We start from the raw sequence: 24,953 nt of genomic DNA on the forward strand, positions 1-24,953 counted from the left end.
GCGTCATCCCGCCTAACAGCGGCTAAAGGCGGCATTCGTGAGTTTTTCAATAAACGTCCTACTGGATTATCAGAAGCAACCTACACGCCCCAGTCGTATTTCAGCGCTAGTTTTAAGCCATTCACCCGGTGCGACATCTCATCACCCGACCTTAAGTTGTGGAGACTTGCATGATGAATAGCGCGAACGAATGGCAAACCGCGCTTCCCGAGTTTTTGCTGGAAGCCGAAATGCTGCTGGCCAAGTCCGAGGAATGCCTGAACCACCTGCATTTGATCCGCAATGACAGCGACGCCATCGACTGCATGAAAACCAGCCTGGCCAAACTGGCAGAAAAAGCCGATGGCCTGGCCTTGCAGGCGATCAGCGAGTTTTCCCGGCACATTCAATACCTGATCGCCAATGCCGTGAGCCCGGTGCAACTGCATGACCAGGCCCTGGATGCGTTGCACGACTGCCTGAGGTTACTGGCTTGGCAACTGGAGCTGATTGACATCCGTACCGGGGAACTGGGCCTGGATGACAGTGAGCAAACTTCGCTGATTGCCACGGTGACCTTGCAGATTCCGCAAAAAGACTACGGCCATCAGCAGCGTCTACAGCAGAGGTCTTAAATCAAGGAGAGGTCGTATTTAATACCCGTGTTATCTAAAAGCGACCGTTTAAGGCAAAGATGAAATACTTCTAGAGGCTGAAGAAATATCAATTAGCCATCACCTTAAAAATTGTACAAATCAGTCTAACTAATACAACTCAAGAGCGCTGACCTGACGGTCAGGGCATTGATGTGGTTAATATATCGACCGAGGAATATGCCAGGCGACCAACGGTAATAGTGGTGGTACCATGCCCCGCTCGAAATGAAGCAACTTCATTATGGATAACCACGATCCGGCACCGCACTCTCGACAGAGCCCAGTCAACCGCCGTGACCGGTCTTCGCGCAGTGAACCCTCATTGGCTCCATCCGCTATGTACGCCAGCCTCAAGTCACTCATCGCAAGGTTCGTGTCCCGCCGCCATGCGCGCCCCCTCATCCTTGCCCTGTGCCTGTGCTCACTGCTGGTCAGCCTGTGGGTTTACCTGCAAGGCGCGCCGCTGCCGTTAGTGATTGTGTTGCTCAACCTGGTCACGTTGGCAGTGGTCGCCCTGCACCAGTGGCGCTCGCGCAAAGCCATCAAGTTCCAGCCTCAGGAGCTGGCCGACCGCCTGCTGCAAGTCCAGGAAAACGAACGCCACCGCCTCAGCCGCGAGCTGCACGATGACATCGGCCAATTGCTGACCGCCGCCAAGTTGCAAAGCGAATGGTTGCAGCGTCGACTGCCCCAAGACCTGCAAATTCATTGCTCGGTGCTATGCAACACGCTCAATGAAACCCTGGCCAAGGTGCGCGACGTGTCCGCCATTCTCAACCCTCGCCAACTGGCAAGCCTGGGGCTGGAAGCCAGCCTGCGCGCGCACCTGCTCAAGGCCCTGGAAAATACCCAGGTGTGCTGGAGCCTGGAGTGCCAGCAACGCCTCACCGGCATTCCCGAAGAAATGGCCGTGGCGGCCTTTCGCATCACCCAGGAAGCGGTCACCAACATGCTGCGCCATGCGAAGGCACACAACCTGCTGGTGCGCCTGCAACGCTTGCCGGAAGGGCTGTCACTGACGATATGCGATGACGGCCAAGGCTTCGCACCTGCCGCCGACCCCGGCAAGGAAGGCCAACGGGGCATGGCCGGCATGTGCGAACGGGCCCACCAGTTGGGCGGCACCGTGTCCGTCAGCAGCCAGCCGGGCAACGGCACACGCATCCACGCACTTTTCCCCTGGGCCCCCCGCGCCCTCGAACGGGCCAGTGCCCATAAGGTTCTCCGGTGACCTGCAATCTGCTCCTGGTCGATGACCATGCCTTGATCCGCGCCGGCGTGCGTGCACTGATCCTGGATATCCCCGGCTACGCCGTCGTTGGAGAGGCCAGCGATGGCGCGCAACTGCTTGAGAAATTCTGCGCCCTGCAGCCCGACATTGTGCTGCTGGACCTGTCGATGAAACACACCGGGGGCCTGGATGCCTTGCAGCAACTCAAGCGCGCCTACCCCAAGTGCAAAGTGCTGATCCTGTCGATGCACACCGATCCCGAGATGATCATGCGCGCCCTTGAGTCTGGTGCCCACGGCTACCTGCTCAAGGACACCACCGCCAACGAGCTGGAACATGCCCTGCAGGCGCTGCGTAACAACGAACGCTACCTGAGCCCCGCCATCGCCCACACAGTGATCAACCAGGCGCTGATCCGTAGCCAGAGCTCCAGCGCGCCTGTCGCCCACAGCCACAACCTGACGGCGCGACAACTGGAAATCCTGCGCTTGATCGTGCGCGGCAAATCCACCCGGGAAATTGCCCACGGCCTGGGCCTGAGTATCAAGACCGTCGAAGCCCACCGCTCGCAGATCATGAAGCGCTTGCAGATTTTTGACGTGGCGGGCCTGGTGCTATTTGCCGTGCGTGAGCAGATCATCAGCCTGGACGACTAACGGCGAACCCAGCGGCAAGTGCACGCGCAAGGCCTTGGGCAGCGCCTCGAAGTGCAGGTCGTCGCCTTCCAGCGGCTCGCCGTCGAGGTTGATGTACAAGCCTTGTGCGACCTTGATCTTCACCCAGGGCAAGCGTGCGCGCACGAACATGGTGTCCAGGCCCCAGCCGTTGTTCATCAACTCACGCAACGTGCCGACCACCTCTTGAGGCGCCGGCAAGATGCTGACATCCAACAGCCCGTCGTCAGCCAATGCACCCGGGCACAGCACATGCCCGCCACCGGCCTGGCGACCGTTGCCGATGCCCAGCGCGAGCAACTCGCCTTTCCAGTGGAAATCCGGGCCTTCCAATTCACCGTAGGCGGCTTTCAATTCACTGAAGCGGGTTAAACCGGTAAAAAGGTACGCGGCACCGCCCAGGACCTTCTTCAGGTCTTCGGACGTGTTGGCCGTGACCTGGCTGCCAAAACCACCGGTGGCCATGTTCAAGAAGATTTGCCCACCCACCTGGCCAAGGTCGATCGCCCTGGGCTGTACGTCCAGCAAGGCCAGGGCGCCAACCGGCTCCAACGGCACGCCGGCGGCCTTGGCGAAATCATTGGCGGTGCCCAGGGGCATCAGCACCAGGCTGGCGTCAGTGTTGGCATGGGCCATGGCTTCGGCCACATCGCGCAAGGTGCCGTCGCCACCGCCGGCAATGATATGGGTGTACCCCTCGGCCAGGGCTTCATTGACCAGTCGCCGAGCATCGCCGCCCTCCCAGGTCACCCGCACGGCCAATTCCCAACCCTGCTCACGCCGGGCCAGCACGGCGGCGCGCACATCCTCGTTGAGGGCTTGTTTGCCGTGGAGGATCAACAGGGCTTTGGGGGCGGTCATTTAGGGGTATCTCCTGGGTCAAGGTGCTTGAAGGATGTTGACCTTTGGGGAACAGGAAAAGTCTGTGGCTGGAGAAAATTGATTGAAGTACACAGATCAAAAGGTGGGAGCTGGCTTGCCTGCGATGGCGGCGGTTCAATCGACAAAGACCTCAAATCTGCCACCCAACGGTAACCACGATGCGAAGCGAGCCGCTCTTGATCTTGATCTTGCTCTGCTTTTGATCTCAGGCGCCCCGTTAAACCACGCTGGCCGAACGCAGGCTTGAATTCGTGGGTAACCCGGCAGGACGCCGGGTTAGCCGCCGTCAGGGCGGAACCCTAAGTGGCCGTTACCGCAGGAATGGATATGTACTCGCTATAACAGCGTCGCCTGTCAGGCCGCCTTCGCGAGCAAGCCCGCTCCCACAGTTGAATTGTGGGGTGTCAGGCAGAGAAGTGTCGGCTGATAGGTCGTCATCGCAGGCAAGCCAGCTCCCACAGTTGGATCGGGGGGTGTCAGGTAGAGAGGTGTCGGCTGGTAGGCCGTCATCGCAGGCAAGCCAGCTCCCACAGTTGATCGCTGCGGCGGCCAAGCCGCGTCGAGAATCAGCCCTTGTGCAACTTACTCATCAACTGCGCCTCAGCCTGGGTCAGCCCACATGACTGGGTCAGCTCATCCACCGTAGCCCCCATGCCGACCAGCTTGGCCGCCTGGGCAAACGACAGGTTCGACGGATCACGCTGCTCCAACTGCACCAACCTGTCGGGCAACGGCGCGAGAATCGCGCGCAGTTCATGCACTTCATCCCCAACCCGCACCGCACTTTGCTGGAAGTGATCAACACGCTTGACCAGTTCCAGAATGCGCCGGTCGCGCACCGCATCGCGCTCGGCCTGTTGCAAGGCCGATTCCCGCTGCTGGCGCAGATAGCGCAGCACAAACGCCAAGGTCCCGGCCCACAAGAGGGCCAGGACAATCACCGCTGCCTCAAGGAACAATCAGATGCTCTCCAGTTCCGACCATTCTTCTTCGCTCATCATCTTGTCCAGCTCAACCAGAATCAGCAGTTCGCCGTTCTTGTTGCACACGCCCTGGATGAACTTGGCCGACTCTTCGTTACCCACGTTCGGTGCAGTTTCCACTTCCGATTGGCGCAGGTAAACCACCTCGGCCACGCTGTCGACCAGGATGCCGACCACTTGCTTGTCGGCTTCGATGATCACGATACGGGTGTTGTCGCTGACTTCAACCGTGTCCAGGCCGAACCGCTGACGGGTGTCGATCACCGTCACCACGTTGCCGCGCAGGTTGATGATGCCCAGCACGTAGCTTGGTGCGCCTGGAACCGGGGCGATCTCGGTGTAGCGCAACACTTCCTGCACGCGCATCACGTTGATGCCGTAGGTTTCGTTGTCCAGCTTGAAGGTCACCCATTGCAGGATCGGATCATCCAAACCTTGTGCGGACGCTGACTTGTTCATTCATCTGACCCCTTCAAATGCCGCTATCGACGGCGTGTGTGCAAGTGGGCCGCGCAACCGCGAGGCCCTTATTGTTCAATCAACTGCGTTTGTTCTGTGGCATGGCCTTCACCGCACCGCTGGCGATCAACTCGGCCAGTTCGGCGACATCCAGCAACGCGCACATGTGTTCAATCACCGTGCCCGCCAGCCACGGCCGCTGGCCGCGGTGGCTGCGCCATTTGATTTCATTGGGGTCCAGGCGCAACGAGCGGCTGACTTGATGCACCGCCAGCCCCCACTCGTAGCCCTGCACCGAGATCACGTATTGCAGGCCCTGGCGAAAATCATCGCGGTAGCGGTCGGGCATCACCCAGCGCGCCGTATCCAGCACCTTGAGGTTGCCGGCCTGGCTGGGCAGGATGCCGAGGAACCACTCCGGCTGCCCGAACAGCGGCGTCAGCTCCTGGCCTTCCAGGGAATAGATCGAGCCCAGGCACACCAGCGGCACCGCCAGGGTCAACCCGGCGACGTCGAACAGCAGGCACTCGAACGGCTCGGCAGCCCACGAGGGGCGACCGTCGCCCGTCACCGGTGGCGGCGTGATGCTGGGCGGCAAGTGCACGTCCACCAGCGGTTCAACCACCGGGGGCGCCACCACTGCCGGGGCGCTCGGCACCACCACGGGCGCCTCCACCCCCTGCGCATCCCGTGCCTGCTCTTCCATCACCGCCTGCTGGAATTCATCCAGCGGGCTTTCGGGTTCGACAGCAGGCTCAAGTACCAGAATCGGTTCTGGCAGTTCCTCGGCCGTCGCATCCTGCAGCAAGGCATCCAGGTAGGATTCCAGTGCCAGTTGCGGGCGGGTCTTGAATTCGACAGGACGGTTCATCACGCCACCTGCGCCACAAGTTGTTGCGACAGCAGGTGCTTGAGCAACGCACGGTAGGCCAGCACGCCACGGCTCTTGCCGTCGAACTGCGACGGTGTGAGCCCGGCACGGCTGGCGTCACGCAGGCGCGTGTCCACCGGGATGTAACCGTTCCAGATAGTGTCCGGGTAGGCATCGCGCAATACGCGCAAGGTGCCGAGGGACGCCTGGGTGCGACGGTCGAACAAGGTCGGCACGATGCTGAACGGCAGCGCCTGCTTGCGCGAACGGTTGATCATCGCCAGGGTGCTGACCATACGCTCCAGGCCCTTGACCGCCAGGTGCTCGGTCTGCACCGGGATCACCAATTGCTGGCTGGCCGCCAACGCGTTGACCATCAGCACGCCGAGCAACGGCGGGCTGTCAATGATCGCGTAATCGAAGTCCTGCCACAGCTGCGCCAGGGTCTTGGCGATCACCAGGCCCAGGCCGCTCTGGCCTGGCGACTGGCGCTCCAGCGTGGCCAGGGCGGTGCTCGACGGCAGCAGGGAAATACTTTCGTTGCTGGTGGGCAACAGCAGTTGCCCAGGCAGATCCGCCGGCACGCTGCCCTTGTGCAAAAACAGGTCATAGCAGCTGTGTTCCAGCGCATCCGGGTCGTAGCCGAAATAGCTGGTCATGGAACCGTGGGGGTCCAGGTCGACCACGACCACACGCTTGCCCGCTTCGGCCAGCAAGCCGGCCAAGGCGATGGAAGTGGTGGTCTTGCCGACCCCACCCTTTTGATTGGCAACTGCCCAGACTCTCATTCGGTTGGTTCCTCCCGGCGGGCACAGGCGCGACCGAGACATTGCATACGGTTATTGAGCCAGCGACGGAGAATTGACGTTACTCGGTCGGACCGGCGGCTTGACAACGGGCGGTGCAGTTTGTGTGCCAGCACGCTTCAACGCCGCATCCGGGGTGGCATTGGCGGTGCCAGTACCGGTCAGGCTGCGACGCACATCCAGGTTACGCGAGACCACCAGCACCACCCGGCGGTTACGGGCGCGGCCTTCCACCGTGGCGTTATTGGCCACCGGCTGGAATTCACCATAGCCCACCGACGCCAGGCGCTGGGGGTTCACGCCCTGCATGGCCAACATGCGCACGATGCTCGATGCGCGGGCCGAGGACAGTTCCCAGTTGGTCGGGTACTGCGCAGTGCTGATAGGGAAATTGTCGGTGAAGCCTTCTACGTGGATCGGGTTTTCAAACGGTTTGAGGATCGCCGCCACCTTGTCGATGATCGTGAACGCCTGGTCACTGGGCAACGCATCGGCACTGGCGAACAACAGACTGGAGTTCAGCTCGATCTCCACCCACAACTCATTGCCGCGCACGGTCATCTGGTTGGAACTGATCAGGTCGCCAAAAGCGGCACTGATATCGTCGGCGATGCTTTTGAGCGGGTCGCTGGTGCCTTGGATGCCGGCGGCGGTTTCCTCACTGTCATTGACCAGGGGCTTGGCCGGGGTCACGGTCTTGGGCCGCTCTTCGCCGATGGGGATCGGCTTGAGCGCCCGCTCGGCATCGTTGAACACACCGACCAGCGCCTGGGAAATAATCTTGTACTTGCCTTCGTTGATCGACGAGATCGAGTACATCACCACGAAAAACGCGAACAGCAAGGTGATGAAGTCCGCGTAGGACACCAGCCAGCGTTCGTGGTTGACGTGCTCTTCAGGCTCGCGACGGCGACGGCTCACAGGCAAATACCTCCCTGACCGCTATTGGCCGCTTTACTGTGGCGAGCGAGCTTGCTCGCGCTGGGGCGCGAAGCGGCCCCCATCCAGGCAACGCGTTTGTTCAGACAGATTGCGGTGCCTGGTTTTGGGGCTGCTTCGCCGCCCAGCGCGAGCAAGCTCGCTCGCCACATAAAGCTCACTGGCCACAGCTCAATGTGCATACCCATCAATCCATGAAGCCCTGAAGCTTCAATTCGATGGAGCGCGGGTTTTCGCCCTCGGCAATCGACAGGATGCCTTCGAGCAACATCTCGCGATAACGCGACTGGCGCATGGCAATCGACTTGAGCTTGCTGGCCACCGGCAGCAACACTAGGTTGGCACTGGCCACGCCGTAGATGGTCGCGACAAACGCCACGGCAATGCCGCTGCCCAGTTGCGAGGGGTCGGCCAGGTTGCCCATCACGTGGATCAGGCCCATTACCGCGCCGATGATGCCGATGGTCGGCGCGTAGCCGCCCATGCTTTCAAAGACTTTGGCCGCATTGATGTCACGGCTTTCCTGGGTGTAGAAATCCACTTCGAGGATGCTGCGGATCGCTTCCGGTTCGGCGCCATCGACCAACAGTTGCAGGCCTTTGCGCGCGTAGCCGTCAGGTTCGGCATCGGCCACGCCTTCCAGGCCCAACAGGCCTTCCTTGCGGGCGGTGAGGCTCCAATTGACCACGCGGTCGATGCCGCCTGCCAGGTCGACCCGTGGCGGGAAAATGATCCACACCAGAATCTGCATGGCACGCTTGAACGAGCTCAGGGGCGACTGCAACAACGCCGCGCCCACGGTGCCACCGATCACGATCAGCGCTGCCGGGCCGTTGGCCAAGGCGCCGAGGTGGCCGCCCTCCAGGTAGTTGCCACCAATGATGGCGACAAATGCCATGGTGATACCGATCAGGCTCAAGACATCCATCAGAGGCAGGCCTCCACCAGGTGCTTGCCGATGTCGTCCAGGCTGTAGACCGCATCGGCCAGGTCAGCCTTGACGATGGCCATGGGCATGCCATAGATCACGCAACTGGCTTCATCCTGGGCCCATATGGCGCTACCGCTCTGTTTGAGCAGGCGCGCACCTTCACGGCCATCGGCGCCCATGCCGGTGAGCACCACCGCCAGAACTTTGTCGCCGTAGGACTTGGCTGCAGAACCGAAGGTGATGTCCACGCACGGCTTATAGTTCAGGCGCTCATCGCCCGGCAGGATTTTGATCGCGCCACGCCCATCCACCATCATCTGCTTGCCGCCCGGCGCCAGCAGTGCCAGGCCAGGACGCAGGATGTCGCCATCCTCGGCTTCCTTGACGGTGATACGGCACAGCTTGTCCAGGCGCTCGGCGAAGGCTTTGGTGAACGCCGCCGGCATGTGTTGCACCAGCACAATCGGCGCCGGGAAGTTGGCCGGCAGTTGAGTCAATACCCGCTGCAAGGCCACCGGGCCGCCGGTGGAGGTGCCGATGGCGACCAGCTTGTAAGCCTTGCGCTTGGGCGCGGGCGAATGCGCACTCGGCGCTGCGGCGGCACGTACCGGCGCTACCGCAGGCCGGGCCACAGGCGCAGGCGCCGGGCGCGCAAACGACGAGGTAGGCGCCGCTGCTGCGGGCGCAGGCGTGGGAGCTGGCGCGGGCGTGCTGAACAGGCTGCGACGGTTACTGCGGGAAATGCTGTGCACCTTCTCGCACAGCATCTGCTTGACCTTGTCGGGGTTGCGCGAGATGTCTTCGAAGTTCTTCGGCAAAAAATCCACCGCGCCGGCATCCAAGGCGTCGAGGGTCACCCGCGCGCCTTCGTGAGTCAGCGACGAGAACATCAATACCGGTGTGGGGCAGCGTTGCATGATGTGGCGCACGGCCGTGATGCCATCCATCATCGGCATCTCGTAGTCCATGGTGATCACGTCCGGCTTCAAGGCAATGGCTTGATCGATCGCCTCTTTGCCGTTGGTGGCCGTGCCGACCACCTGGATCGTTGGATCAGCGGAAAGAATTTCCGAGACGCGGCGGCGGAAGAAACCCGAATCGTCCACCACCAGGACCTTGACTGCCATAAACACTCCGTTAGGCGGGGCGGGCATGACCGCCCTGCCCCACCAGAATCAAATACGCCGTGCGGCGTAACGCTTGAGCATGCTCGGAACATCGAGAATCAGTGCGATGCGACCGTCACCGGTAATGGTTGCGCCCGACATGCCCGGGGTGCCCTGCAGCATCTTGCCCAAAGGCTTGATCACCACCTCTTCCTGGCCCACCAGTTGGTCGACCACAAAGCCGATGCGCTGGGTGCCCACGGACAGAATCACCACATGGCCTTCGCGCTGTTCTTCATGGGCGGCCGAGGCCACCAGCCAGCGCTTGAGGTAGAACAGCGGCAACGCTTTGTCGCGCACGATCACCACTTCCTGGCCGTCCACCACGTTGGTGCGCGACAGGTCGAGGTGGAAGATCTCGTTGACGTTGGCCAGCGGGAAGGCGAACGCCTGGTTGCCCAGCATCACCATCAGGGTCGGCATGATCGCCAGGGTCAACGGCACCTTGATGACGATCTTGGAGCCCTGGCCCTTGGTCGAGTAGATATTGATCGAGCCGTTGAGCTGGCTGATCTTGGTCTTCACCACGTCCATGCCCACGCCACGCCCGGACACGTCGGAGATCTCGGTTTTGGTCGAAAAGCCCGGGGCGAAGATCAGGTTGTAGCACTCGGTGTCGGTCAGACGGTCGGCGGCGTCCTTGTCCATCACGCCGCGCTTGACCGCGATATTGCGCAAAATGGTCGGGTCCATGCCTTTGCCGTCATCGGTAATCGACAGCAGGATATGGTCGCCCTCTTGCTCCGCCGCCAAAATCACCTTGCCGTTGCGGGACTTGCCGGCGGCTTCGCGTTCTTCCGGGGTTTCTACACCGTGGTCGACCGCGTTGCGCACCAAGTGGACCAGCGGGTCGGCCAGAGCCTCGACGAGGTTTTTGTCGAGGTCGGTTTCTTCGCCCACCAACTCCAGGTTGATTTCTTTCTTGAGCTGGCGCGCCAGGTCGCGAACCAGGCGCGGGAAACGGCCGAAGACTTTCTTGATCGGCTGCATCCGCGTTTTCATCACCGCGGTTTGCAGGTCGGCGGTGACCACGTCGAGGTTCGACACGGCCTTCTGCATGGCTTCGTCGCCACTGTTCAGGCCCAGGCGCACCAGGCGGTTACGCACCAGCACCAGTTCGCCCACCATATTCATGATGTCGTCCAGGCGCGCGGTATCCACGCGCACGGTGGTTTCGGCTTCGCTGGCGGGTTTTTCCGCAGCAGCCGGCGCGGCTGCACGCGCAGGGGCCGGGGCGGCGGCAGGTGCTGGCTTGGCAGCCGGCGCAGGTTTGGCAGCAACCGGTGCCGCAGCGACTGGTGCTGCAACCTGGGCGGCGGTTGCCGGGGCCACTTCGCTGAACTTGCCTTTGCCGTGCAGCTCGTCGAGCAAGGCTTCGAATTCGTGATCGGAGATCAGCCCGTCGCCGGCCGGTGCGGCAGTGGCCGCTGGCGCGGCGGCGGCAGTCGCCGCCACCTCAGGCAGGGCTTCGGCCACAAAGGTGCCTTTGCCATGCAGTTGGTCGAGCAGTGCCTCGAATTCGTCGTCGGTAATGTCAGTGCTGGTGTTGGCAGCGGGTGCTTCTGGCGTCGCCGTAGGAGGTGCCACGGCATCTGCTGCGAACTGGCCTTTGCCGTGCAACTGGTCGAGCAACGACTCGAATTCGGCGTCGGTAATGTCTTCACTGCTCGGCGTCGCGGCAGGCTGCACCGGCGCTTCAGCCTCGGCCTTGACCGCGCTGAGGGAGTTGAGCAGTTGTTCTAACTCGCTGTCGGTCACGTCCGGCTCGGCTTGCGCCACCGGCTCCGGTGCGGCCTCGACCACCGGCGCAGCCGTGGTGTCGGCAGGTTCGGCCAGGCGCGCCAGGGCGGCCAGCAGTGCCGGGGTAGCGGCGGTGATCGGTGCACGTTCACGCACCTGGCTGAACATGCCGTTGACCGCATCCAGTGCTTCGAGAATCACGTCCATCAATTCCGAGTCAACGTGACGCTCACCCTTGCGCAGGATGTCGAAGACGTTCTCGGCGATGTGGCAGCACTCCACCAGCTCATGGAGCTGGAGGAAGCCGGCGCCCCCTTTTACAGTGTGAAAACCGCGAAAAATTGCATTGAGCAGGTTCGCATCATCCGGTCGGCTTTCCAGCTCGACCAGTTGTTCGGACAGTTGCTCTAGAATTTCGCCGGCCTCTACAAGGAAATCCTGAAGGATTTCTTCATCGGCGCCGAAGCTCATGTGGGTGCTCCTTAGAAGCCTAAACTGGATAACAGGTCATCTACGTCATCCTGACCTGACACAACGTCTTCACGTTTATCGGCATGAATCTGCGGACCTTCACCCTTGGCGAGATGTTTTTGTGGATCTTTTTCCGAGAGGATCGCTTCGCGGTCATGTTCGATGCCGGCAAAACGATCGACCTGGCCGGCCATCAGCACCAATTTGAGCAAGTTGCTTTCCACTTCGGTGACCAACTGAGTCACGCGCTTGATCACCTGGCCGGTGAGGTCCTGGTAATCCTGGGCCAGCAGGATGTCGTTGAGGTTGCTGGCCACCGTGCGGTTTTCCTGTTCGCTGCGCGACAGGAACCCGTCGACGCGACGCGCCAATTCACGAAACTCTTCAGCGCCGACTTCGCGGCGCATGAAGCGGCCCCAGTCCTGGCTCAAGGCCTGGGCTTCGGTGGCCATGCCGTTGACCAGGGGCGTGGCGTTTTCCACCAGGTCCATGGTGCGGTTGGCCGCTGCCTCGGTCAGCCTGACCACATAGGACAGGCGCTCAGTGGCATCAGTGATCTGGGAAATTTCTTCGGCCTGGGGCATGCGCGGGTCAATCTGGAAATTGACGATCGCACTGTGCAGCTCGCGTGTGAGCTTGCCCACTTCCTGGTACAGGCCGCGGTCACGGGTCTGGTTAAGCTCATGGATCAACTGCACCGCATCGGCGAACTGGCCTTTTTCCAGGCTGTCGACCAACTGGTGAGCATGTTTTTTCAGGGTCGACTCAAAGTCGCCCTGTGACGTTTCGTTATGCTCCATAGCTCCCCCGCGATGGCATTAGCCGTGGATGCGTTCGAAGATTTTCTCGATCTTCTCTTTCAACGCCAGTGCCGTGAATGGCTTGACCACGTAACCGTTGACCCCGGCTTGGGCGGCTTCGATGATCTGTTCGCGCTTGGCTTCGGCGGTCACCATCAGCACAGGCAGGCTGCGCAGTTTTTCATCGGCGCGCACATGGCGCAGCAGGTCGATACCGGTCATGCCCGGCATGTTCCAGTCGGTCACCAGAAAGTCGATGCTCCCGCTGTTGAGAATCGGAATGGCCGTCAGGCCGTCATCCGCCTCGACCGTGTTGGTGAACCCAAGGTCACGCAACAGGTTTTTAATGATCCGCCGCATCGTTGAGAAGTCATCAACGATGAGGATTTTCATGTTCTTGTCCAATTCGACCTCCAAGCAGTCTTAAACGCGCCCAGCACCTGGACGCGCCATTTCAATCAACAGGCGTTACACAAAAAGGACTGCCCAGGGCACCACGGCACATAGCCGCGAAACCTTGCGATCTCACGGCAGCGTCTGCAGTGCCCCCACACTGCCTGTCAGCGCGCGCGCCACTCGGCCAATCGCCCCCGCAAGCGGGCTGCGCACTGGCTATGCAACTGGCTGACACGCGATTCGCTGACCCCCAGGACCTCACCGATTTCCTTGAGGTTCAGCTCTTCGTCGTAGTACAGCGCCAGCACCAGCCGCTCACGCTCTGGCAAATTGGCGATTGCATCGGCCAACGCGCCCTGGAAACGTTCATCTTCCAGGTCGCGCGACGGCTCCGTATGCGCGCTCGCGCCGTCCTCGTGCAGCCCTTCGTGTTCGCCGTCCTGTAAAAGGTCGTCGAAACTGAACAGGCGGCTGCCCAAGGTATCGTTCAAAATCCCGTAGTAATCGTCGAGACTCAATTGGAGTTCGGCCGCAACTTCATGATCTTTAGCGTCACGACCGGTTTTTGCTTCAATTGCACGAATTGCATCGCTGACCATGCGCGTATTGCGGTGTACCGAACGCGGCGCCCAATCGCCTTTACGCACTTCATCGAGCATCGCGCCACGGATACGGATACCCGCATACGTTTCGAAACTGGCACCCTTGCTGGCGTCGTATTTGGTCGAGACTTCAAGCAGGCCGATCATGCCGGCCTGGATCAAGTCTTCGACCTGCACACTCGCGGGCAGGCGCGCCAACAGGTGATAGGCAATGCGCTTGACCAACGGCGCATAGCGCTCGATCAATTCGCCCTGGCTGTCACGTGCCGACTTTTTGTAAAGGTTGTAGCCGCTGGATGTCATAGCACCGGTCCTGCGCTCGTCTGATGCACCAAACGCTCGACGAAAAACTCCAGATGCCCCCGCGGGTTGGCGGGCAACGGCCAGGTATCGACCTTCTGGGCAATGGCCTTGAACGCCAGTGCGCATTTCGAACGAGGGAACGCTTCGTAGACCGCACGCTGCTTTTGCACGGCCTTGCGCACACACTCGTCATAGGGAACTGCGCCGACGTATTGTAAAGCCACATCGAGGAAGCGATCCGTGACCTTGGTCAACTTGGCGAACAGGTTGCGCCCTTCCTGCGGGCTCTGGGCCATGTTGGCCAACACGCGAAAGCGGTTCATGCCGTAGTCACGGTTAAGCAGTTTGATCAGCGCGTAGGCATCGGTGATCGAGGTGGGCTCGTCGCACACCACCAACAGCACTTCTTGCGCTGCGCGCACGAAGCTGACCACCGACTCGCCGATCCCGGCGGCGGTGTCGATCACCAGCACGTCGAGGTTGTCGCCGATGTCGCTGAACGCCTGGATCAGCCCGGCATGCTGCGCGGGGCTCAGGTGCACCATGCTCTGGGTGCCCGAGGCCGCCGGCACGATGCGAATGCCTCCGGGGCCCTGGAGCAGCACGTCGCGCAGCTCACAGCGGCCCTCGATCACATCGGCCAGGGTATGTTTGGGTGTCAGCCCCAGCAGAACGTCCACGTTCGCCAAGCCCAGGTCAGCATCCAGCAGCATGACGCGACGGCCAAGCTCTGCCAGGGCCAGGGACAAATTCACTGACACGTTAGTTTTGCCGACGCCACCTTTGCCGCCGGTCACCGCGATCACCTGTACGGGATGCATGCTGCCCATTTTATTTCTTTACCTTGTCTTGCTTAGACGCAGGCTACATGGCTTGGCCGCGTGAATCGCTTGCAGACCATCGATGTAGGTACATTTCACGGTGTTCATCCTGCCTCAACCCACCCGTTTAGCCGGGTGGTGGTAAAGGTCGGCGAACATATCGGCCATCGCTTCCTCGCTAGGCTCGTCTTGCATTTGCACACTCACGGCACGGCTGACCAACTGATGACGGCGCGGCAGATGCAGATCATCCGGGATCCGCGGCCCGTCGGTCAGGTAGGCAACCGGTAATTCATGGCTGATGGCCAGGCTCAACACCTCGCCCAGGCTCGCTGTTTCGTCGAGCTTGGTGAGGATGCAACCGGCCAGGCCGCAACGCTTGTAACTGTGATAAGCAGCGGTAAGAACCTGTTTCTGGCTGGTGGTTGCAAGCACCAGGTAATTTTTTGACTTGATGCCCCGCCCGGCCAGGCTCTCGAGCTGCATGCGCAGCGCCGGATCACTGGCTTGCAGGCCGGCGGTATCGATCAGCACCACGCGCTTGCGCAGCAACGGGTCGAGGGCATTGGCCAGGGACTGACCCGGGTCGACATGGGTCACCGGCACGTTGAGGATGCGGCCCAGGGTCTTGAGCTGCTCCTGAGCGCCGATACGGTAACTGTCCATGCTCACCAGGGCGATATTCTGCGCGCCATATTTAAGCACGTAACGGGCCGCCAGCTTTGCCAGGGTGGTGGTCTTGCCCATGCCGGCGGGGCCGACCATGGCGATTACACCGCCCTCTTCCAGGGGTTCGATTTCCGGCGTGGCAATCATGCGCGCCAAGTGCGCCAGCAGCATGCGCCAGGCCTGGCGGGGTTCTTCGACTTCGGCGGTCAAGGCCAGCAGGTCGCGGGACAACGGGCCGGACAGGCCGATGCGTTGCAGGCGACGCCAGAGGTTGGCTTGCTGCGGCTTGCTGCCTTGCAGTTGGGTCCAGGCCAGCGAGCCGAGCTGCACTTCGAGCAATTCACGCAGGCCGTTGAGTTCAAAACGCATCGAGTCAATCACGCGCTGGTCAACTGCGGCAGCCGGGGCAGGCGCTGCAGGACGCGGCGGTTCGACAAAGGTGGGTTCAACCAGCGGCTCGGCGGCGGTCAGCGGCAAGCCGGCAAACAACTGGCGATTGGTGCTGGCATCGCTGTCGCCACGCATGCTCAGTTCAGCCTGGGCCGACACAATGCGCGAGGCGGTCTTGCGCAGCTCGTCTTCGAGCTCCATGTTCGGCACGCGCGGGGCCAGCGCCTGGGGCGTGTAATCCAGGGCAGCCGTCAGCTCGACACCACCGGCGATACGACGGTTACCGATAATCGCGGCATCGGCGCCCAGCTCATCACGGACCAGTTTCATGGCCTGACGCATATCGGCGGCGAAAAAACGCTTAACTTGCATAACCCACTACCTCAGCCATTGGGCCCAACTGTCGCGACAATAGTCACTTGCTTATTGTCAGGAATTTCCTGGTAAGCCAACACGTGCAAATTCGGTACAGCCAGGCGCCCGAACCGCGACAACATCGCGCGAACCGGGCCGGCCACCAGCAGGATCACCGGGTTGCCCTGCATTTCCTGGCGCTGTGCGGCGTCGATCAACGAACGCTGCAGCTTTTCAGCCATGCTTGGCTCCAGTAAAACGCCTTCTTCCTGGCCTTGCCCTGCCTTCTGAATACTATTGAGCAATATTTGTTCCAACCTGGGCTCCAGGGTGATCACAGGCAGCTCCGACTCAGTCCCTACAATGCTTTGCACGATTGCGCGGGACACGCCGACACGCACCGCCGCCACCAGAGCGGCAGTATCTTGACTCTTGGCGGCATTGTTGGCGATGGCCTCGGCAATGCTGCGAATGTCGCGCACGGGCACCTGTTCGGCCAACAGCGCTTGCAACACCTTGAGCAACTGCGACAGTGACAGCACGCCAGGCACCAGCTCTTCGGCCAGTTTTGGCGACGATTTGGCCAGCAAGCCCATCAATTGCTGGACTTCCTCGTGGCCGATCAACTCGTGGGAGTGCTTGTAGAGAATCTGGTTGAGGTGCGTGGCGACCACGGTGCTGGCATCCACCACGGTGTAACCGAGGGACTGCGCCTGGCTGCGCTGGCTGACTTCGATCCACACCGCTTCCAGGCCGAAAGCCGGATCTTTGGCGGTAATACCGTTGAGCGTACCGAACACTTGGCCGGGGTTGATCGCCAGTTCGCGGTCCGGGTAGATCTCGGCTTCGGCCAGGATTACCCCCATCAGGGTCAGGCGATAGGCGCTGGGGGCCAGGTCGAGGTTGTCACGGATATGCACAGTGGGCATCAAGAAACCCAGGTCCTGGGACAGTTTCTTGCGCACACCCTTGATCCGCGCCAGCAGTTGCCCACCCTGGTTGCGGTCGACCAGCGGGATCAGGCGGTAACCGACCTCCAGGCCGATCATGTCGATGGGCGTGACGTCGTCCCAGCCCAACTCCTTGGTTTCCTGGGCGCGGGCCGGGGATGGCAGCAGATCCTGCTGGCGGGCAATCTCTTGCTGAGCCTGGACCTTGACCGCGTTCTGCTTTTTCCAGAACAGGTAAGCCGCGCCGCCGGCCAGGGCCGCCATGCTCAGGAACGAGAAGTGCGGCATGCCCGGCACAATGCCCATGATCGCCATGATGCCCGCCGCCACGGCCAGGGCCTTGGGCGAAGCGAACATCTGCCGGCTGATCTGCTTGCCCATGTCTTCGGAGCCCGAAGCACGGGTAACCATGATGGCCGCCGCTGTGGATAACAACAGTGATGGCAATTGCGCCACTAAACCGTCACCGATGGTCAGCAAGGCGTACACCTTGCCGGCATCGCCGAATGTCATGCCGTGCTGGAACATACCGACGGCCACGCCGCCGATCAGGTTGATGAACAGAATCAACAGGCCGGCGATGGCGTCGCCGCGCACAAATTTGCTGGCGCCGTCCATGGAGCCGTAGAACTCGGCTTCCTGGGCAACTTCGGCCCGGCGCGACTTGGCCTGGTTCTGGTCGATCAGGCCGGCGTTGAGGTCGGCATCGATGGCCATCTGCTTGCCGGGCATGGCGTCGAGGGTAAACCGCGCGCTCACCTCGGAAATCCGCCCGGCGCCCTTGGTCACCACGACGAAGTTGATGATCATCAGAATCGCGAACACCACGATACCGACCACGTAGTTACCGCCGATGACCACCTCACCGAAGGCCTGGATCACCTTGCCGGCGGCGGCGTGGCCGTCCTGGCCGTGGAGCATCACCACCCGCGTGGAAGCGACGTTCAATGCCAGGCGCAGCAGGGTCGCCACCAGCAGAATCGTCGGGAACACCGCGAAATCCAGCGGCCGCAAGGCGTACACGCACACCAGCAACACAACGACGGACAGGGCAATGTTGAAGGTAAAGAACACGTCGAGCAGGAACGGCGGCATCGGCAACATCATCATTGCCAGCATCACCAGCAACAACAACGGCACACCCAGATTGCCCCGCGACAGGTCAGTCAGGGTGCCACGGGCCGTGTTGAGCATTTGAGAGCGATCTACCACCGGTATTCCTCGGGTCCTTGAAGCAAAGTTTTGACGCTGGAGGGCGACTTGGAGGCGGGGTTGCAAGAAGCCTTCCAACTTTGCTTTCGGGACGATTTTCGGGTGGTAACCGATTCAAGTGTGGGAGCTGGCTTGCCTGCGATTGCGGTGTGTCAGCCACTGGGATAGTGGCTGTGAGTCAGCTATCGCAGGCAAGCCCGCTCCCACATTTGGATTTGTGTGCATCGTGGATATCGAGGAAATTTCCGACATGGATTTGGGGTTGCCCCTAGGAAATGTGATCTCTAGTCTCCGTACACCGCTGCAAACGCAGCGGACGGGCGTCGCGGCCCGGTTCACAACGGAGCAAAAGCACCATCTCCCTTTCAGTAAGCGGTTTTTTATCGTCTACTGTGCGGCGCTATGGCGGCTGTGCGCGGGATACCTTCGGGTATGCCGGGTTGCTCCTTCACCGGTCCGCGAACCTGCGTACAGCTGCCACCCTCCATCGCGTCGCGGCGATCAGTGGCGGCTTCACTTTCATAAGGAGCTTCACAGTGATCAAACCTACCCCAAATCCCCCCGCCCGGCTGTTTACCGTAGCCGACGGCATCAGCACCGAAGACCTGCTGGTCAACCTCAGTGAAACACTCGCCTCGGCCAACGCCTTGAGCTGCGACCTGGCCTTTGACCTGGAAGGTTCGAAACGAGAGGAATTACTCGGCGTTGCGCAGTTGATCGAACTGGCGCAGTTACTGGCTGATCGCTTGCACGTTGGCGTCGGAATAAAGAGCGCCGCAAGCGGCGGGTGACACGGTCCAAACTGTGGGAGGGGGCTTGCCCCCCGATCGCGGTGTATCAGGCAATGGATTCATTGACTGATCCACTGCTATCGGGGGCAAGCCCCCTCCCACACTTGGACTGAGTTCTGTCTGGGATGATTGGGTGGGCTTTAAATATACCGTATTGCCACAGCTTTCAGGCCTTTTGAACCTTGTACGACCTCAAACTCTACTTCCCGACCCTCCATCAGAGATTTAAAACCATCTGACTGGATGTCCTTGAAATGGGCAAAAATGTCCGTCCCGTCATCATCCCGAGTAATAAAACCAAACCCTTTTTCATCGTTGTACCACTTCACTCTGCCAGTTGTAGTTGTCATTGCCATTCTCCCTACACTTCATTTGAGACCCGACTCACGTGGGCTGTGCGACTTGATAGGCAGCGCATAAATACCCTCGGGTCGATGGACCATTTGGAACTCCATGCACTTGCCAAACCACAGCGCAGTGCAACGCCAGTCCCTGCCATTGATAAACACATCCCCTCTCCCGCCATCGGGTTTGATCAACCAATCGCCTCTGAGCCAGACGTAATACCTGACCGTACCCGTAGCCACCTTCAAGACCGCACTCCCTGCATCTCGTTTACTGCATACGTGCATAGGTAATAGAACAGCTGGAACCGACGCTGACTACTGTCAACGTTGACAGGTAGTTGATACAGCCAACCTGCCCAAGAGCCGAGAGGGCTTATCGGAGGAAAAAAAGGCGCACTGTTCGTCGTTATGGCGACTGCGCGGGGCGATTAAGTGGCAGCCTCGCTCAAATCAAACGTTTCACACTGGAATTGCTCGGCGTTGCGCAGTTGATCGAGCTGGAGCAAGACCGACGAACACCGCAGGTAGCGGGTGACACGGTCAAAACTGTGGGAGGGGGCTTGCCTCCGATCGCGGTGTATCAGGCAATGGATTCATTGACTGAGCCACTGCTATCGCGGGCAAGCCCCCTCCCACATTTGGACTGATTTCTGTCTGGGGATGATTGGGTGCGCTCTAAACAGGTCGTATATTCTCAGCCTGTGGGTCTTTTGGACCTTGTGTGATGTCAAACTCTACTTTTTGATTCTCATCCAGGCTTTTGTACCCAGCCGTCGTAATTGCCGAGTAATGGGCAAACACATCGAGCCCTCCATCATCTTGGGTAATAAAACCAAACCCCTTCTCCGCGTTAAACCATTTCACAGTACCCGTTGCCATTGCCGCTCTCCTTACACTTACTCAGAACCCAACCCACCCCGGTGACGCACCCTGACGGGCAACGCATAGACGCCCTTGGGCCGATGGACCATTTGAAACCTCAGTTGCTTACCCACCGACAGCGCTGTACAACGCCAATCCTTGCGATTGATAAATACCTCTTCTGCCTCATCATCCAATTCGATCAGCCAATCGCCCCTGACCCAGTCATAGGATTTGACAGTTCCTGTAGCCACCTTCAATCCCGCTCTCCCTGCATCTCGTTTACTACATACGCGCAGTGTTTGGTTCAGTCATAGAACAACGGGAAATATCCTTTGGCTACTGTCAGAGTTGACAGGTAGACGCGAGCTGCCGATGGGTGGTAGCGGTGGAACAGCAGAAGATTCATGCATCCGAGGGTTTCTTGCGCTTGCGGGGTTTTCGCGGTTTGGAAGAGGTGGGTGGGACATCACCGCGTTGAGCGCCTGTCGACTGGACGGCAACCTCGTTGCCATCGCGATCCCGGGCAATAAAGCCGATGCCTTTGACCGCATCAAACCACCTGACCGTACCCCTATCCATCACCGCCTCCCGAGTCGTGCAGAGCTGCACGCCTCATCGCTGTATCAAACAGTGAAGGCGGCGTAATGGCTACTGTCAAAGTTGACAGGTTGTAGGAGCGAGCTTGCTCGCGAAGGTGGGTAACGATAATGCGGGAAGTCAGGATGAACGCGGCGACGGTGAGTTTTTCGCGAGCAAGCTCGCTCCTACAGTGAGCAGCAGCGTTCAGGAATCGCGACGCAGGTCCGGCGGGATCGGCAAATCCTTGAGCGGATCAGGCCGCTTGCCCTTGCCGGCGCGGTATTGACGGATTTGGTAAACGTAGGCCAGTACCTGTGCAACGGCCAGGTACAAGCCGGCGGGGATTTCCTGGTCCAGATCGGTGGAGTAGAAAATCGAGCGCGCCAATGCTGGCGACTCCAATAGTAGAATGTCGTTGGCCACCGCAATTTCGCGGATTTTCAGCGCAGTGAAGTCGCTGCCCTTGGCCAGCAGCATTGGTGCACCGCCCTTTTCGGGGTCGTACTTGAGGGCTACGGCGTAGTGAGTCGGGTTGGTGATGACCACGTCGGCGTCGGGCACCGAGGCCATCATCTTGCGCTGGGACATTTCCCGCTGCAGTTGGCGGATGCGTTGCTTGACCTCGGGGCGGCCTTCCTGATCCTTGTGTTCGTCGCGCACTTCCTGCTTGGTCATCAGCAGTTTCTTGTGGCTTTCCCACAACTGAATCGGCGCATCCACGGCGGCGATCAGGATCAGCCCGAGGGCCATCCACAGTGCGCTCCAGCCCACCACCTGCACGCTGTGGATGATCGCCGACTCCAGCGGCTCATGGGCGATGCGCAGCAAGTCGTCGATGTCGGATGACAACACCGCCAACGCCACGAACAGAATCAGGAAAAACTTGGCCAGGGCCTTGAGCAATTCAATCAGGGCCTTGGCAGAGAACATGCGCTTGAGCCCCGCGCCCGGGTTCATGCGGCTGAACTTGGGCGCCATGCTGCCCGCGGCAAACAACCAGCCACCAAGGGCGACCGGGCCGATCAGCGCGGCCAGCAGCAAGGTGATCAAGATCGGTTGCACCGCCAACAGGGCGATTTTGCCCGAGTGCAGCAGGTACTGGGCCATGGCATCGGGGTTGAGCAGCACCTCGCGGGGCAAGCTGAAGTTGTGTTTCATCATCTCCAGCAAGTCCAGCGCCAGGCCCCCGCCGTAGATCAGCAAGGCGCCTGCGCCGGCGATCATGGTGGCGAAGGTGTTGAGCTCTTTGGAGCGGGCGATCTCGCCCTTCTCCCTGGAGTCCTTTTTACGTTTCTCCGTGGGGTCTTCTGTTTTGTCCTGACCACTCTCGCTCTCGGCCATGGCTCAGCGCGCCCGTGCCAGATCACGTAAGAACTGCAAGGCGTCGGTGGCCAGCGGTTGATACTGATTGAGAATGTCAGCCAGGCCGACCCAGAAAATCCCCATGCCCAACACCAGGGTCAGCGGGAAACCAATCGAGAAGATGTTCAGTTGCGGCGCCGCGCGGGTCATCACGCCGAACGCGATATTGACCACCAGCAGCGCCGTGATCGCCGGCAACACCAGCAACAGCGCCGCGCCCAGCACCCAACCGAGGCGCCCCACCAGTTCCCAGAAGTGGTTGACCACCAAGCCTGCGCCCACCGGCAAGGTGGTGAAGCTCTCGGTCAGCACCTCGAACGCCACCAGGTGTCCGTTCATGGCCAGGAATAGCAAGGTCACCAGCATGGTCAGAAACTGCCCGATCACCGCCGCCGACACCCCGTTGGTGGGGTCGACCATGGACGCGAAGCCCATGCCCATCTGGATCGAGATGATTTGCCCGGCGATCACAAAAGCCTGGAAGAACAACGTCAGGGAAAACCCCAGCATGGCGCCGATCAGGATCTGTTCGGCGATCAGCAGCAAGGCGCTCAGATCCAGCGCGTTGACCGGCGGCATCGGCGGCAAACCCGGCACGATCACCACCGTGATCGCCACGGCAAAATACAGGCGCACACGACGCGGTACCAGCGTGGTGCCGAACACCGGCATGGCCATCAACATCGCCGTGACGCGAAACAGCGGCAGGATGAACGAGGCCACCCAGGTACTGATCTGGGTGTCGGTCAAGGCCAGCAAGGATTGCATCGGCTCAGCCGATCAACTGCGGAATACTGCCGTACAACTGCAGGATGTATTCCATGAAGGTTTGCACCAGCCACGGGCCGGCGACGATCAGGGTCACCAGCATCACCAGCAGGCGCGGCAGAAAGCTCAGGGTTTGTTCGTTGATCTGGGTGGCGGCCTGGAACATTGCCACCAGCAGGCCCACCAGCAGACTGGGCACCACCAGCACGGCGACCATCAGGGTGGTCAGCCACAGCGCTTCACGGAACAGGTCAACGGCGACTTCTGGCGTCATAGCGCTATACCCCTCCGAAACTGCCGGCCAGGGTGCCAATAATCAGCGCCCAGCCGTCCACCAGCACAAACAGCATAATCTTGAACGGCAGCGAGATGATCAACGGTGACAGCATCATCATACCCATGGCCATCAACACGCTCGCCACCACCAGGTCGATGATCAGGAACGGGATGAAGATCATGAAGCCGATCTGGAACGCGGTCTTCAATTCGGAGGTGACGAACGCCGGTACCAGGATGGTCAGCGGTGCCTGGTCCGGGGTGGCGATGTCGGTGCGCTTGGACAGGCGCATGAACAGCTCAAGGTCGCTGGAGCGGGTTTGCGACAGCATGAAGTCCTTGATCGGGCCCTGGGCCTTGTCGATGGCATCCTGGGCTGTGAGCTTTTCCGCCAGATAAGGTTGCAGGGCTTGCTGGTTCACCTTGTCGAACACTGGCGCCATGATGAACAGCGTCAAAAACAGCGCCATGCCGGTGAGGATCTGGTTCGACGGCGTCTGCTGCAGGCCCAGGGCCTGGCGCAGGATCGAGAAGACGATGATGATCCGCGTAAAGCTGGTCATCAGCATGACGAACGCCGGGATAAAACTCAGCGCCGTCATGATCAGCAGGATCTGCAGGCTGACCGAATATTCCTGCGCGCCCGCCGCGTTGGTGCCCAGGGTGATCGCCGGGATCGACAACGGGTCGGCGCCCAGGGCCATCGGCGCGGCCAGCAACAGCATGAGCGTCAACAAAACGCGCATTACTTCTTATCCTTCTGATCCTTGCCCAGCAACTCCATCAGGCGCTGGGCGAATTCTGGCGTGGCGGCTTCGGTCTTGACCGCATCCACCGGGGTCTTGAGTACATGCAGCGGGGTGATGCGGCCGGGGGTGATGCCAAGCAGGATCTGCTCCTCGCCCACCTGCACCAACACCAGCCGATCACGCGGGCCGAGGGCGCGCGAGCCCACCAGCTCGATCACCTGGCCGTTGCCCGGCCCGATGCGCTGCACGCGGCGCATCAACCAGGCCAGCAGGAAGATCAGGCCGATCACCAGCAACAGGCCCAGCACCAGCTGCGTCAACTGCCCACTGACACTGCCGACCGCTGGCGCCGTAGCCACCTGCACCACCGGCTCAGCCGCCAGGGCGCTCAATGGCAGCGCCAGCAACAGTCCCGCCATCGAGTACTTCATCTCAGCGCAACTTCTTGATGCGTTCGCTCGGGCTGATCACGTCGGTCAGGCGGATGCCGAACTTCTCGTTGACCACCACCACCTCGCCATGGGCAATCAGGGTGCCGTTGACCAGCACGTCCAACGGCTCGCCGGCCAGGCGGTCCAGCTCGATCACCGAGCCCTGGTTGAGCTGCAACAGGTTGCGGATGTTGATTTCGGTGCTGCCCACTTCCATGGAAATCGACACCGGGATGTCGAGGATCACATCCAGGTTCGGGCCGTCGAGGCTCACCGGCTCGTTGTTCTTCGGCACGCTGCCGAATTCTTCCATGGCGAGGCGGTTGCCGGCCGGCGCGGTGGCGGCGTCGGCGGCCAGCAGCGCGTCGATGTCGTCCTGGCCAACATCGCCGGTTTCTTCCAGGGCCGCAGCCCACTCGTCAGCCAGGGCCTGGTCTTCGGCGGAAGTGTTTTCGTGTTCGGTAGCCATTACATGTCCTCGGCGCAGCAAACAATCATGAA

The 24,953-nt window shown here is 60.7% G+C and carries 27 protein-coding genes; 4 read left to right on the plus strand and 23 right to left on the minus strand.

The features are described 5' to 3' along the window. The first annotated feature begins 170 nt into the window (after nucleotides 1-170). From CLM72_RS19175 to CLM72_RS19185, 3 genes are all read left to right on the plus strand, one after another. Nucleotides 171-614: a hypothetical protein gene (locus tag CLM72_RS19175; protein WP_177430937.1), complete on the plus strand. Its 444-nt coding sequence runs from the start codon at nucleotides 171-173 to the stop codon at nucleotides 612-614. A 358-nt stretch (nucleotides 615-972) separates the two neighbouring features. Beyond that, the gene (locus CLM72_RS19180; RefSeq protein ID WP_034126804.1) at nucleotides 973-1,866 is read left to right on the plus strand and encodes a sensor histidine kinase; all 894 of its coding nucleotides are present in this window, start codon (nucleotides 973-975) and stop codon (nucleotides 1,864-1,866) included. After that, nucleotides 1,863-2,522 carry a response regulator transcription factor gene (locus CLM72_RS19185; protein ID WP_105227578.1) on the plus strand — a complete coding sequence of 220 codons (660 nt, stop codon included), beginning with the start codon at nucleotides 1,863-1,865 and terminating at the stop codon, nucleotides 2,520-2,522. The genes CLM72_RS19180 and CLM72_RS19185 overlap by 4 nt, the downstream gene beginning before the upstream one ends. On the opposite strand, the gene yegS is transcribed toward CLM72_RS19185, so the two are convergent. The 15 genes from yegS to flhA form a co-directional block, all read right to left on the minus strand. Then, nucleotides 2,481-3,401 (minus strand): lipid kinase YegS, encoded by a 921-nt coding sequence (gene yegS / locus CLM72_RS19190; RefSeq protein ID WP_105227580.1) that lies wholly within the window; start codon nucleotides 3,399-3,401, stop codon nucleotides 2,481-2,483. The genes CLM72_RS19185 and yegS overlap by 42 nt on opposite strands. Before the next feature lie 587 nt (nucleotides 3,402-3,988). Beyond that, nucleotides 3,989-4,381 (minus strand): DUF2802 domain-containing protein, encoded by a 393-nt coding sequence (locus CLM72_RS19200; protein WP_105227582.1) that lies wholly within the window; start codon nucleotides 4,379-4,381, stop codon nucleotides 3,989-3,991. Continuing rightward, entirely contained in the window at nucleotides 4,382-4,864 is a 483-nt protein-coding gene (locus tag CLM72_RS19205) for a chemotaxis protein CheW (protein ID WP_003192896.1), read from the minus strand. It lies immediately after the preceding gene. A 79-nt stretch (nucleotides 4,865-4,943) separates the two neighbouring features. Continuing rightward, entirely contained in the window at nucleotides 4,944-5,735 is a 792-nt protein-coding gene (locus CLM72_RS19210; protein WP_032902451.1) for a CheW domain-containing protein, read from the minus strand. Beyond that, on the minus strand, nucleotides 5,735-6,523 hold the full coding sequence (locus tag CLM72_RS19215) for a ParA family protein (protein WP_014719332.1): 789 nt from the start codon (nucleotides 6,521-6,523) through the stop codon (nucleotides 5,735-5,737). Before CLM72_RS19215 ends, CLM72_RS19210 begins: the two co-directional genes overlap by 1 nt. Nucleotides 6,524-6,574: 51 nt before the next feature. Next, nucleotides 6,575-7,462, minus strand: coding sequence for a flagellar motor protein MotD (gene motD / locus CLM72_RS19220; protein WP_105227584.1), 888 nt, complete (start codon nucleotides 7,460-7,462; stop codon nucleotides 6,575-6,577). Nucleotides 7,463-7,667: 205 nt separating this feature from the next. Beyond that, nucleotides 7,668-8,408 (minus strand): flagellar motor protein, encoded by a 741-nt coding sequence (locus CLM72_RS19230; protein ID WP_105227586.1) that lies wholly within the window; start codon nucleotides 8,406-8,408, stop codon nucleotides 7,668-7,670. After that, nucleotides 8,408-9,538, minus strand: coding sequence for a chemotaxis response regulator protein-glutamate methylesterase (locus CLM72_RS19235; RefSeq protein ID WP_105227588.1), 1,131 nt, complete (start codon nucleotides 9,536-9,538; stop codon nucleotides 8,408-8,410). The genes CLM72_RS19230 and CLM72_RS19235 overlap by 1 nt, the downstream gene beginning before the upstream one ends. 48 nt (nucleotides 9,539-9,586) lie before the next feature. Continuing rightward, nucleotides 9,587-11,788, minus strand: a complete 2,202-nt coding sequence (locus CLM72_RS19240) for a chemotaxis protein CheA (RefSeq protein WP_105227590.1) — start codon at nucleotides 11,786-11,788, stop codon at nucleotides 9,587-9,589. 11 nt (nucleotides 11,789-11,799) lie between these two features. Continuing rightward, a complete protein-coding gene (locus CLM72_RS19245) occupies nucleotides 11,800-12,588 on the minus strand; it encodes a protein phosphatase CheZ (RefSeq protein WP_003192906.1) in 789 nt (262 codons plus the stop codon). Nucleotides 12,589-12,606: 18 nt separating this feature from the next. Then, nucleotides 12,607-12,981, minus strand: coding sequence for a chemotaxis response regulator CheY (locus tag CLM72_RS19250; protein WP_003192908.1), 375 nt, complete (start codon nucleotides 12,979-12,981; stop codon nucleotides 12,607-12,609). Nucleotides 12,982-13,148: 167 nt separating this feature from the next. Then, complete coding sequence (gene fliA, locus CLM72_RS19255) at nucleotides 13,149-13,889, minus strand: RNA polymerase sigma factor FliA (RefSeq protein ID WP_003192909.1); 741 nt, start codon at nucleotides 13,887-13,889, stop codon at nucleotides 13,149-13,151. Continuing rightward, nucleotides 13,886-14,719 carry a flagellar synthesis regulator FleN gene (gene fleN / locus CLM72_RS19260; RefSeq protein ID WP_003192912.1) on the minus strand — a complete coding sequence of 278 codons (834 nt, stop codon included), beginning with the start codon at nucleotides 14,717-14,719 and terminating at the stop codon, nucleotides 13,886-13,888. The genes fliA and fleN overlap by 4 nt, the downstream gene beginning before the upstream one ends. 105 nt (nucleotides 14,720-14,824) lie before the next feature. Further along, nucleotides 14,825-16,141: a flagellar biosynthesis protein FlhF gene (flhF, locus tag CLM72_RS19265; protein ID WP_003192914.1), complete on the minus strand. Its 1,317-nt coding sequence runs from the start codon at nucleotides 16,139-16,141 to the stop codon at nucleotides 14,825-14,827. An 11-nt stretch (nucleotides 16,142-16,152) separates the two neighbouring features. Next, nucleotides 16,153-18,267 carry a flagellar biosynthesis protein FlhA gene (gene flhA / locus CLM72_RS19270; RefSeq protein WP_105227592.1) on the minus strand — a complete coding sequence of 705 codons (2,115 nt, stop codon included), beginning with the start codon at nucleotides 18,265-18,267 and terminating at the stop codon, nucleotides 16,153-16,155. A 554-nt stretch (nucleotides 18,268-18,821) separates the two neighbouring features. Between flhA and CLM72_RS19275 the strand changes: the two genes are divergently transcribed. Next, the gene (locus CLM72_RS19275; RefSeq protein ID WP_105227594.1) at nucleotides 18,822-19,076 is read left to right on the plus strand and encodes a DUF6124 family protein; all 255 of its coding nucleotides are present in this window, start codon (nucleotides 18,822-18,824) and stop codon (nucleotides 19,074-19,076) included. A 140-nt stretch (nucleotides 19,077-19,216) separates the two neighbouring features. Here CLM72_RS19275 and CLM72_RS19280 read toward each other — a convergent pair whose 3' ends face one another. From CLM72_RS19280 to fliN, 8 genes are all read right to left on the minus strand, one after another. Beyond that, a complete protein-coding gene (locus CLM72_RS19280; protein ID WP_105229172.1) occupies nucleotides 19,217-19,426 on the minus strand; it encodes a cold-shock protein in 210 nt (69 codons plus the stop codon). A gap of 672 nt (nucleotides 19,427-20,098) precedes the next feature. Next, on the minus strand, nucleotides 20,099-20,302 hold the full coding sequence (locus tag CLM72_RS19290) for a cold-shock protein (protein WP_105227598.1): 204 nt from the start codon (nucleotides 20,300-20,302) through the stop codon (nucleotides 20,099-20,101). Nucleotides 20,303-21,070: 768 nt separating this feature from the next. Continuing rightward, the gene (flhB, locus tag CLM72_RS19305; RefSeq protein WP_105227602.1) at nucleotides 21,071-22,207 is read right to left on the minus strand and encodes a flagellar biosynthesis protein FlhB; all 1,137 of its coding nucleotides are present in this window, start codon (nucleotides 22,205-22,207) and stop codon (nucleotides 21,071-21,073) included. Between the two features lie 3 nt (nucleotides 22,208-22,210). Next, nucleotides 22,211-22,996 (minus strand): flagellar biosynthetic protein FliR, encoded by a 786-nt coding sequence (gene fliR / locus CLM72_RS19310; RefSeq protein WP_105227604.1) that lies wholly within the window; start codon nucleotides 22,994-22,996, stop codon nucleotides 22,211-22,213. A 4-nt stretch (nucleotides 22,997-23,000) separates the two neighbouring features. After that, a complete protein-coding gene (gene fliQ, locus CLM72_RS19315; protein WP_003192936.1) occupies nucleotides 23,001-23,270 on the minus strand; it encodes a flagellar biosynthesis protein FliQ in 270 nt (89 codons plus the stop codon). A 4-nt stretch (nucleotides 23,271-23,274) separates the two neighbouring features. Then, entirely contained in the window at nucleotides 23,275-24,018 is a 744-nt protein-coding gene (fliP, locus tag CLM72_RS19320; RefSeq protein ID WP_003192937.1) for a flagellar type III secretion system pore protein FliP, read from the minus strand. After that, nucleotides 24,018-24,452, minus strand: a complete 435-nt coding sequence (gene fliO, locus CLM72_RS19325; protein WP_105227606.1) for a flagellar biosynthetic protein FliO — start codon at nucleotides 24,450-24,452, stop codon at nucleotides 24,018-24,020. Before fliO ends, fliP begins: the two co-directional genes overlap by 1 nt. 1 nt (nucleotide 24,453) lies before the next feature. After that, on the minus strand, nucleotides 24,454-24,921 hold the full coding sequence (fliN, locus tag CLM72_RS19330) for a flagellar motor switch protein FliN (RefSeq protein ID WP_069558450.1): 468 nt from the start codon (nucleotides 24,919-24,921) through the stop codon (nucleotides 24,454-24,456). Between the last annotated feature and the right edge of the window lie 32 nt (nucleotides 24,922-24,953).

The sequence above is a fragment of the Pseudomonas sp. MYb193 genome, from assembly GCF_002966775.1.
Classification (GTDB): Bacteria; Pseudomonadota; Gammaproteobacteria; order Pseudomonadales; family Pseudomonadaceae; genus Aquipseudomonas; species Aquipseudomonas paracarnis.